The organism is Billgrantia kenyensis (genome assembly GCF_013697085.1).
In the GTDB taxonomy this organism is placed as follows: Bacteria; Pseudomonadota; Gammaproteobacteria; order Pseudomonadales; family Halomonadaceae; genus Halomonas; species Halomonas kenyensis.
Window position 1 is genome coordinate 1 of record NZ_JACEFT010000056.1, and the last position, 9,728, is coordinate 9,728.

Annotated in this window: 9 protein-coding genes and 1 pseudogene; 6 read left to right on the forward strand and 4 right to left on the reverse strand. The window is 48.8% G+C overall.

The features are described from left to right. The first annotated feature begins 1,330 nt into the window (after positions 1-1,330). On the forward strand, positions 1,331-1,501 hold the full coding sequence (locus tag H1D44_RS21115; RefSeq protein WP_238984601.1) for a hypothetical protein: 171 nt from the start codon (positions 1,331-1,333) through the stop codon (positions 1,499-1,501). Then, a complete protein-coding gene (locus tag H1D44_RS20215) occupies positions 1,501-2,382 on the forward strand; it encodes a helix-hairpin-helix domain-containing protein (RefSeq protein WP_238984602.1) in 882 nt (293 codons plus the stop codon). The genes H1D44_RS21115 and H1D44_RS20215 overlap by 1 nt, the downstream gene beginning before the upstream one ends. A 70-nt stretch (positions 2,383-2,452) precedes the next feature. Here the strand turns inward: H1D44_RS20215 and H1D44_RS20220 are convergent, their stop codons facing one another. The 3 genes from H1D44_RS20220 to H1D44_RS20230 all read right to left on the reverse strand — a co-directional run bounded on the left by H1D44_RS20220 (position 2,453) and on the right by H1D44_RS20230 (position 4,428). After that, positions 2,453-2,719 carry a transposase gene (locus H1D44_RS20220; protein WP_181517072.1) on the reverse strand — a complete coding sequence of 89 codons (267 nt, stop codon included), beginning with the start codon at positions 2,717-2,719 and terminating at the stop codon, positions 2,453-2,455. Between the two features lie 366 nt (positions 2,720-3,085). Then, positions 3,086-3,727, reverse strand: coding sequence for an OmpA family protein (locus H1D44_RS20225; protein WP_181517073.1), 642 nt, complete (start codon positions 3,725-3,727; stop codon positions 3,086-3,088). Between the two features lie 275 nt (positions 3,728-4,002). Then, positions 4,003-4,428: a hypothetical protein gene (locus H1D44_RS20230; RefSeq protein WP_181517074.1), complete on the reverse strand. Its 426-nt coding sequence runs from the start codon at positions 4,426-4,428 to the stop codon at positions 4,003-4,005. Positions 4,429-5,251: 823 nt separating this feature from the next. On the opposite strand from H1D44_RS20230, the gene H1D44_RS20235 reads away from it, so the two are divergent. From H1D44_RS20235 to H1D44_RS21405, 4 genes and pseudogenes are all read left to right on the forward strand, one after another. Beyond that, positions 5,252-5,671 (forward strand): hypothetical protein, encoded by a 420-nt coding sequence (locus tag H1D44_RS20235; RefSeq protein WP_181517075.1) that lies wholly within the window; start codon positions 5,252-5,254, stop codon positions 5,669-5,671. An 853-nt stretch (positions 5,672-6,524) separates the two neighbouring features. Next, positions 6,525-6,865, forward strand: a pseudogene (locus H1D44_RS21400) (helix-turn-helix domain-containing protein); the annotation flags it as partial. A gap of 671 nt (positions 6,866-7,536) precedes the next feature. Then, positions 7,537-8,259: a hypothetical protein gene (locus H1D44_RS20245; RefSeq protein WP_181517077.1), complete on the forward strand. Its 723-nt coding sequence runs from the start codon at positions 7,537-7,539 to the stop codon at positions 8,257-8,259. Positions 8,260-9,288: 1,029 nt separating this feature from the next. Then, entirely contained in the window at positions 9,289-9,477 is a 189-nt protein-coding gene (locus H1D44_RS21405; protein ID WP_422672013.1) for a ComEA family DNA-binding protein, read from the forward strand. A gap of 7 nt (positions 9,478-9,484) precedes the next feature. On the opposite strand, the gene H1D44_RS20255 is transcribed toward H1D44_RS21405, so the two are convergent. Then, complete coding sequence (locus H1D44_RS20255; protein ID WP_340162543.1) at positions 9,485-9,634, reverse strand: DUF4113 domain-containing protein; 150 nt, start codon at positions 9,632-9,634, stop codon at positions 9,485-9,487. Positions 9,635-9,728: the final 94 nt, after the last annotated feature.

Below are 9,728 nucleotides of genomic sequence, written 5' to 3' on the forward strand. Positions count from 1 at the left end.
CGCGGCGATGAAAGAATGGCAGACCAAGCGGCCTGAATTATTTTCCAAACGGGTAGTCAATCACACGGGACCCGACACCTATCCTTCTTGCTACCGGGGCTCAGATGGTGACCAGCCAGTGGATGTGCTGTAAGCATTGCACCAGGCCGGGCTCATGTAGTATGAGCAGCGCAGCAGGATCTATGAGAGATCTTGCCCAGCTATGTGTCTACCCCAAGGTTATCCCAACTGCCCAAATTACGGCTTCCAGTCCGCAGAATGCCATTGAGTAGCTTCACGCGCAGGCAGGACCTGGTGCGACGCGGTGTAGGCAATGCACCCGGCTGGTGAGGCGGGAGGCAGGCCACTCGGGGGAGACCTCCAGGACTGGGCTACGGATTCTCCCTACACCACTGCCCGATGTTCAGATTCCCAGCCTGGTTGGAGCGGGGTTGCTGAGGAACCGCGTTCGACTAGGCACGATCGCTCACTACTTTGCTGATTTCGCCGTCCGACTAGGCATGATCGCTCACCACTTGCGAGATGTTACCGTCCGACTAGGCATGACCGCTCACCACTTTGTGGGATTTTGCCGTCCGACTAGGCATGATCGCTCACCACTTTGCGGGATTTTCCCGTCCGACTAGGCATGATCGCTCACCACTTTGCGGGATTTTTCCGTCCAACTAGACATGATCGCTCACCACTTTGCGGGATGTGCCGTCCGACTAGGCATGATCGCTCACCACTTTGCGGGATTTTGCCGTCCGACTAGGCATGATCGCTCACCACTTTGCGGGATGTGCCGTCCGACTAGGCATGATCGCTCACCACTTTGCGGGATTTTTTTGCCGGCCGACTAGGCATGATCGCACACCACTTTGCGGGATGTGCCGTCCGACTAGGCATGATCGCTCACCACTTTGCGGGATTTTGCCTGGCGGGATCGAACGCAATTCATTGCCTTTCATCAGCGAGGCACGACTGGGATGACGCCACCACCACATTGTCCAGTCCCAACAGGCTGAATAGCTGCGCCTGCTTCTTGGCCAGGTCCTTATAGTGCACCTTTCGGTAGCCGCGTGCTCGTCACCGAGCCAACTAGAACAGACCGCACACTCCTTCCAGACGTGCCCACGTCAGTCCTGAGTCCAATGCGGCGTGTCGTTCCAGCGTCGCTAGGCCCTCCCCATAAGCTTCAGGAGAGACTTCTCCGAGACCGTCGCCTTCATGACCTTGTCAGTACCCACCCAGAACGATCCCGGGCTGATCAAGCCTATCCCCACCAATCAGGATTGATCTTTGTTCTCCGGGGCGCAACCATGCTTCATCACACGCAGGGAGCATCGGCATGATCATGCGTCTATTCGTTGCCTGGCTGGCAATGACCCCACTACTGGCTTGGGGAGACATCGTCATCGGCAGCTGGAACATCCAGCATCTGGGCTGGGACAACGATAAGCGTTACGACAAAGTCGCCCATGTCGTCAGCACTTCGACTTTCTCGCCATCCAAGAGCTGATGAACGAGGCGGCACTGGAGCACGTGGAGCAGGAGGTCGAGGCGATCACCGGCGAATCCTGGTCCTCCATGGCGAGTCATGCGCTCGGCCGCTCAACCTACCGCGAGCACTATGCATTTCTGTGGCGGGACAGTGCCGTAGAGTACGACAGCGGCGCCGTGGTCTTCATCGATCACCGCGATATGTTTGCCAGGGAACCCTATTCCGCCAAGTTCCGCAGCCTTCGGAGCGGTCAGGCATTTGCAGCGGCCACCGTGCATATCACTTACGGTCGTAGCATTGGGGACCGCCTGCCCGAGATCGAGGCCCTTGCCGACTACTGGCAGTGGCTTGATGAGGTCTACCCCGATACCCCTCGTCTGCTTCTAGGAGACTTCAACCTACGCCCCGAGCACCCTGGCTGGGAGCCGCTACGGGAGCTTGGGGTGATCCCGGCCATCAATCAGGGCGCCACGACGTTGGGACTGACCGATGGGCGCTATGCCAACCTTTACGACAACATCTGGAAGATTCACGGCAGGCTAGATGTAGCCGAGCGAGGAATCGTGCGTTTCCCCGAGCTGTTCGGTATCGGCCACGAGCGAGCACGCGATGTCGTGTCCGACCATGCACCAGTCTACCTGACGCTGGGCAGCGCCACGCTGGAGCTGACGACCTTCGATGGCAGCCTCCATGACCTGACTGAGGCCAGCGTGTTATGCATCGACATCAATGCTACCGAAGCCGAACTACTGACGGACCTTCCCCATGTGGGGCCGGCTCGTGCCGAGGCTATAGAGGAAGGACGCCCTTGGCAGTCTCTTGAGGACCTCTCTCGCATTCGCGGGATCAGTCCTGGAAGGGTCGACGAGATCCAGGCCAGCGGACTGCTCTGCGATTGAACACCGCTCAGTTGACTGAGCCAGCCGCCTGTCACCAGGTGCTCCACCGCACGCCGCTCCGCTTCGGGCGTCACCACTTTCCCGAGACCATCTCCTTGTGGGCAACGTTATCAAGGGCTGTTTCCGTCAGAAGCTTCTTGAGCCGTCCATTCTCGGCCTCCAGCTCACGCAGACGCTTGGCCTCTGAGACCTCCATGCCGCTGTACTTAGCCTTCGAGCGGTAATTGGTCTGCTCGGTCACACCGTTCTGCCGGACCAGCCCGGCGATCGAGACGCTGCGCTCGTTGGCCTTGAGAGTACTGATGGTCTGGTCTTCGGTATGTCGGTTACGCTTCATCGCGAGATCTCCTGCTATCAGGATCAACGTAGCGGAAAAATCACATCGTAAGTCTAATCAGGTCTGATCACGTGGCGTGCCAGCTCCCCTGAGATTCGCTGGGAAGCAAATCCCAGTTGCCGGGCAATGGTTAGTATATAGTGACGAGCCATCATAAGCATGATGGCGACTCTGTCTTCAATAGTGAGGCGGTGATATAGATGGGTCAGCGCAATACCACACTAGGCTCACGCTTTTCCACTTGGTTATTTAGCTCACTCTTTTGAACCTGCTTTCAAATTCGGAGCTAGCAGTGAATAAGAATCAGCAAGCACAATTACAGGAGAATCACTAAACCAATGCACTACGGGGCAGTGACTGTTATTGTCAATGACTGTGTTTAGAAAAATCACTGAGGAGCACGATTTCAACACGGCGGTTGGCCTCATCTAGTGGCGCACCGGGATTTTTTAGGCGTTCCTTCCCGAACCCCCGAACTTCAAAACGGTCGGCTGGAGCGTTGAAACGTTCAATCAGATAATCACGCACGGCGGCAGCACGTTGTTCTGATAGTTGTTGATTCGCCTCATCAGAACCCACCGCATCAGTATGGCCATAGATTCCAATTTTATGCTCTGCCAAGACTGGCGACATCAGTATGCGGCCTAATTCGTCGAGCTGAATCCTACCGTCTGGCCGAACTGTTGATTTAGCAAAATCAAACAAGATATTAAGATCAATGCTACCTTTGCTAGCCAATTCCTGCACAATGGTGCCCGCGCTAACCTGGTCAGCTTGGACGGTAGGCGTCTCGATGACGCAGTTAGCTTGAGGTGGCGCGAGCGAGGGCTGACGGCTGAGATTGAAGGTAGTACATCTAGGAGCCCCTGAAACCAGTCCCTGGAAATTGCGTCCCTCAGCATCAACCCTGCCTTCGAAGGACACAAACCTATAACCAGCTGGGCGCAATAGCCAGTCCCTGCCACTTAGTTGAAGAAGGCCGGTAGAAGGTTCATACACACCTTCCATCGTAAAGCACCCGGAAGGGACCTGAGGGTTTCTTGGGTCAGCATAGAAGTGAAACATCGCACTGGCAACTGTCGGCGTAGCTTCCACTATTGTAAGAGTTAGGCCAGTAAGGCCCTGAGCGCATGTATAGGTACCCACCCACTCCCCTAGTACTGAACCGCCGGCTGAATCCGTACTCTCTTGCGCCAAGGCATGGGATACGCAAAAGTTTACAGCTAGAACTGCGACTCCCACAGCGGCTCTTAGGACGCGGAACACTTTATCTTTTAGCATTATTATCTCTCGCGACTTATAAAGAAATATGCGCCATCCCAGGGGATATATGCTGCATCTCCATTCTTTTTAATAATTGTAAGCCCTGGGCCTAACCAAGACTGATCACAGTCAACACTTACAATCTCTACTGTACCAGCATGAATTCCCAAAGTTTCTAATGAGAACCTATGTCCAACCATGTAATCATTGGAATCGACAAACTCAGCCATATATAATGGATTCTGACAAGCTTTGTCAGATAACTCAACTGAGTTCATGTTATACTGAATAATCCGATCAAGCCATTCATCAGCTTCTTGTTCAGTCAAGGCCGAAAAACCAGGAAAGTTCACTTCAGTGATTCTCCAGTTTCCCAAAAACCATTTCTCGCCCTCTGCAAAAGCAAAAAATGGGGAAAATAACAAAAAAAACATCAATGTACGCATAACCACCCCACATCGTCTCTCTTTGGCTAGGAAAAATCCTGGCTACGCTTATGACAAAGCTACTCGACGCTACCATTATTTTTGTATCAGCATTTGCTACGTTACTCACTAGCAACCAACTTCTTCCAAGTAACCAAAACTATATTTTTCAAGCATGATTATAAATAACGAGATATCTAAATTTAGTGTAGAGGCCTTTTCTTGTCCATCATTAATTTTTCCGCTTGATACGCTCAGAAATCAGGCACACTTCACATGAGAAATTTAATGCTAACCCAAACTTACGTCCACTCACCTTTAATACCATGTACTATTTATTAAAATAGAAAATAGTATGACGCGAAATTTGCGATCGATCACGTGCGTAGTAATAAATTATGTTTTTTCCGCCAACCTATGCGGCGGGGGAGTTTTTTAGTCTATAAAGTGACATTACGAATGTATAATAAAATATAGACCACAGGACAGAGTATCAGCACAACATTGGATAGTCGTTAGATTTCAAAATAGTGCATTCTAAGGCTATGTCTGTATAGTTGAATTTTTTTTCCTAGGCTCAAAGGGGCGATATCGAAGACAGGTAAGTAAAGGAGGTTAGATAATGAGCTTGGCAAATTGCAAGGGGTGTGGGAAAGAGGTTTACAAAGGAGCAAAGGAATGCCCAAACTGCGGGCGACCCAATCCAGCTTTTGGTGTTGCCTTTAATCTAATGATTCTTGCTCTAACACTTTTATTGTTTGCAATAATAACCATGCTGGCTTTATGAGCTACTGATTTATAGCGTGGAAAATCACTTTATTGTAATGTGATATGAGAAGTGCTTATGGCGAGCAAGGCGACAAAGGAGTTCAGATACTTATTGGATAAACTATTTTTGTTTTCTTTGACCATTTATATCTTGAATAAGTGGTTGGTGCCAAATAGCTTAAAAGGTGGTATTGCTTTTTTTAACAACTACTTGAATGATCTAATTTTTCCGGCAGTAGCTATACCCCTTATTTTATTTATAACAAAACTATCAAAGCTTAGATATCCTGACACACCACCAAAGCTAAGTGAAATCATACCTCCGATCATAGTTTGGTCTATTGGGTTTGAATATGTCGGGCCAGTATATCTAAACCGAGGAACTGCCGATATCTTTGATGTCGTTGCTTATTTTGCCGGCGGGCTGGGAAGTTGGATGTGGTGGAACTATGCTGGACTAAAGGAAAAGCTAACTCAGAAATGGAAAGGTCTCTGAGCTGATAATTCCAATTCAGATTTTCAGGGTGGTAAGATTATTACACCCAGGCTCCGAGCGAAGAACGTCACGGCCCAAATTGCAAATATAAGAAATTTAGAACAAACGATCTTGCCGAAGCATACAACATGATTTTTACCAACGGCTAGCGAAAAAAAGGAAAATTTTATGGAACAATGTACTAAGTGCAACGGTAACGGGAGGGTTGTAACGTGTCAACATCCTGCTGACCCTATAAAGCGTTATCAAGACAATAATTTTCACCAGTGCGACCAATGCTCTGGCACGGGTGTAACTGGCTCATATTTTGAACCTATTAGGGATGGCTACCAAGTACCATATAACCTGCATCCTATCTGGAGGATTGTAATAAATGTGGCTGTTTTCGGTTTGGTGTTGTGGCTGATAGGCATGCCAAATCGCTGACAATTTTGATTCCAACAGTATTTAAGCCTTCATCAATCCTGACGAGATTGCAGTTCAAGATGTACAGGCAAACAATTACAAAGGGAGGAAGCAACGGGTGGCTTATTAAGGATTGAATTAAAAAAGTTTATCTTAAGGACTCGCTGAACAATTCAGGTGGGCAGCTGGAGCGCTCAGAGGTATCAATTTAATGGAGTAGCGTTTATTTTCTGACCCGTTCGGGCTGCTGGTTTCCCCTGCCAGTCGGATTATCCGGCCGGAAGGGCAGGTACAAGGCTCACTGGCTCCGTCAACTCGGCCCCCACAGCATGTCGCCAGCACCAGGTTTGTCCAATCCGAACAGGCTGGAAAACTGTGCCTGATTCTTGGCCAGCGAAGGGCCAGCGCCGCTACACTCCCTACCTTACCTACCAAAGTGAAGCAGAGTATGGGGCAACGACAGCTGACCCAGATCCAACGATACCAGATTCACCTGTCATGACTTGAACATGAGCCAGCGCCACACCGGTAGAGAGCTTGGCATCTACAGAAGCACGATCAACCGTGAGTTGCGTCGTAACGCCAGCACTGGCGCCTACGATCCCGAGGAGGCTCAGTCTCTCAGATCACCGGCGCCGAGCTGCCTGGAAATGGACGAAGCGCTTGTCGGGCATGATTGCCTCCGTTGTCGACCGACTGCGTGAGGGGCCCCCGGATGAGACCAAGGGTTTCATGGCTCCCATAGCCGGCCTTAGTGCTAATCATCAGTGGAGCTACTCCCTTGTATGGGGATGATAAATAACCAATCTCAAATACCATCTTTATTGCAAGAGCGGCACATTATTGACTGAGCCAGCCGTCTGACATCAAGTGCTTCACCGCACGCCGCATCACTTCGAATGTCAATATTATTCGATGGCAGCGGCATCGAGAGGTGCTTTCCGTTAACAGCTTTCAGAGCCGAGCATTTTTCGATTTTTCAGATCGCGCAGGTGTTTCGACTCTGTGGCCCGAATGGCGCTGTCTTTGGTCTTCCAGTGGTAGATAGACTGCTAGCTCATGCCGTTCTGCCGTGCCAGATCGTCGATCAAGTCTACTTAGTCGTTGGTTGAAGATCCTTATGTCCTGCACCTTGGTCTGTTGGTTAGGCTTCATCTGATACTCCCTATTATCGGGTCAACCTAGGAAATCACATAGCCTGTGGGCCGTTTTCGAGGAAGGATCACCAAACTCATCGAAAGTGCTGCTTTTTGATAAAAAAGTATCACGTTGCTTAAGTAACGCTCTTTAAAGAAATAATAATTTAGCGCAATTATTTCATCATACTAGTAGGAATATTGTATGCTTATGCAGAATCGGGGTTGTCATGCATTCTACAGCTCTCTAAAATTAGGGCAGGCTTAGGTGTGCGTGAGATTACGCATAAAAAAATCCCAACAGCTTATGTGCTAGGGGGGGGGATGTTCAAGGTCCTTTTAATATCCTGCATTTTTTCATATTCCTTTATATTCTCGCTGAAGCATGTAGACGCCAAAACATTTAGTGAATATGATATTTTAGGAATAAAACTAGGAATGTCACCTGAAGAAGTTGCTGAAATTGCACACAGCCAAGGTTACGAACTCAAGGAAGAAAACAGAGTAGAAAATGAGGATAGCAAAGAACATTTATACCAATATTGGACAAGCGATGACTCACAGGGAAATCTTTTGCTCCATTATGCTCTTCCACCTTCTAACAAAGAGGTCCTAATAGTCAAACGGGGTACCTCTGAACATTTTTTTCATGGGCAATATCTACAAGAAGCTTTGGTAGAAAAATACGGGGAGCCAACTCATTTACGTGAGCCCAGTCAGCTATTTGATGGATCTGCAACATTGTATATGTGGTATCATGGCTCCGCTGATGATGGACCTGTGTGCCCAAACATACCTCCACCAGGCTCTAAAGAACAAATTAATTTCTACGCGATAACGCACAACGACTGTACTGGACTGCTTTTAAGAATATATCTTGAGACTAGGCTAGCACCTGATGGCCCTAGCTTTCATATATATGAGTCTCATTTAGTAGATTATAGTGCAGTTCTTGTCAACTACCAAGAATTCTTAAATGCTAGGGAGGACGCTGAAACACCTCCCAATAACGAAGTTTATGTGCCTATGGAACCACCAAAGCTATAAGCACGGCGTAAAAAACTAACTTTTACACAGCCGTCGTTGTTAGAGAGATCCCCACGGGAACTCCCTCAAAACGAGGCTGTAAGGCTCTCTCATAGCTGCCATAAAATTATTGCAGTCAATCAGTCCAGTTATAGCGTTGGCTTCCAGCTAAGCAGCTCATTTTTATGTAATAGTATAGCTATGCTTCTAATGGTCGATAAGTAAGATTCACAACAAGCTTTTATACAAGCGAGAACAAAAGTCACGACTAAATACCCTGCATCGATAAATTTATATACTTTTTAATTTAAGGCAAAATGGAGGCTGGTGTAAAACCCACTAGACGTTAATTGTGAAGATTTCACGAGCCGGCTCGTTAGCTAGGAATATTAATAAGTCTCACTATATGTGGAAGTTTTGCCATTTCTAAAAGAAAACCAAGTGAGGTATTCATGACAATGTCACGGTGCACAAAATGTAACGGTACAGGCAGGGTTGTTACTAGTCAGCACCCTAACGATCCGTATAAGTTATACTCAGATAACAACTTCCATCAATGTGATAAATGCAATGGCTTGGGAGCTACTATGGTATCAGGTCCACAAGAACACAACCATCTTGACAATGACGATCGTTTAAATGACCACCCTGTAATAACCCACATACTAAGCCATATTGTTGCTTGGATCATTATCTTTGGAACACTATGGATTATGATGGTATTTTTTAACCGCTAAAAAATCAAACCATCCTCTCTTAGCTTTAATACCAAGGAGTTAAATAAACGACACTGACAGCTTCAATCGCCATTTTAATAAATCATTTGCCCAACAATGGCTGTTGCCTCCCCCCTGCTTTATCAAAAGCAAAGAACACCAAGGGCAATTTAATGAATAATCAGCAACTCATCTCCACTATAAGTTATCTTATTAGACGCTTCCTTTTTTGAGAATGTGCACGCAGGCCCTTCTGAAGATTGTAATATATTGGGAATAAGAAAAGGGATGACGCATCTTCGGTGGCAGCCTCCATGACCTGACTGAGGCCAGCGTGTTATGCATCGACATCAATGCTACCGAAGCCGAACTACTGACGGACCTTCCCCATGTGGGGCCGGCTCGTGCCGAGGCTATAGAGGAAGGACGCCCTTGGCAGTCTCTTGAGGATCTCTCTCGCATTCGCGGGATCAGCCCAGGAAGGGTCGACGAGATCCAGGCCAGCGGGCTGCTCTGCGATTGAACACTGCTCAACGGACACTCGGCAACTCGTCCCAGCGCGTTGTCCACCGAGGTGTGCGGTTAGCGCAGCGAAGATGCCAGGCGGCACCGGGCGAGGGGCGCCCGAACGTCACGGTCCCGCGTCCCATCCTGCCATTGATGTTGTCCAAGGTCGCCATCAGGCGGTCGTTACGTTCGTAAGCGCTCCACGAACCCCACCTGTTGCGGCCTGAGTTAGACCGGTAGCGTGTCTCTCCAGCGCCAGGGCAGCAG

Coding starts and splice junctions, on each gene's coding strand:
- H1D44_RS21115 (WP_238984601.1), top strand. CDS start 1,331: ATGATCATGCGTCTATTCGTTGCCTGGCTGGCAATGACCCCACTACTG.
- H1D44_RS20215 (WP_238984602.1), top strand. CDS start 1,501: ATGAACGAGGCGGCACTGGAGCACGTGGAGCAGGAGGTCGAGGCGATC.
- H1D44_RS20220 (WP_181517072.1), bottom strand. CDS start 2,719: ATGAAGCGTAACCGACATACCGAAGACCAGACCATCAGTACTCTCAAG.
- H1D44_RS20225 (WP_181517073.1), bottom strand. CDS start 3,727: ATGGAAGGTGTGTATGAACCTTCTACCGGCCTTCTTCAACTAAGTGGC.
- H1D44_RS20230 (WP_181517074.1), bottom strand. CDS start 4,428: ATGCGTACATTGATGTTTTTTTTGTTATTTTCCCCATTTTTTGCTTTT.
- H1D44_RS20235 (WP_181517075.1), top strand. CDS start 5,252: ATGGCGAGCAAGGCGACAAAGGAGTTCAGATACTTATTGGATAAACTA.
- H1D44_RS20245 (WP_181517077.1), top strand. CDS start 7,537: ATGTTCAAGGTCCTTTTAATATCCTGCATTTTTTCATATTCCTTTATA.
- H1D44_RS20255 (WP_340162543.1), bottom strand. CDS start 9,634: ATGGCGACCTTGGACAACATCAATGGCAGGATGGGACGCGGGACCGTG.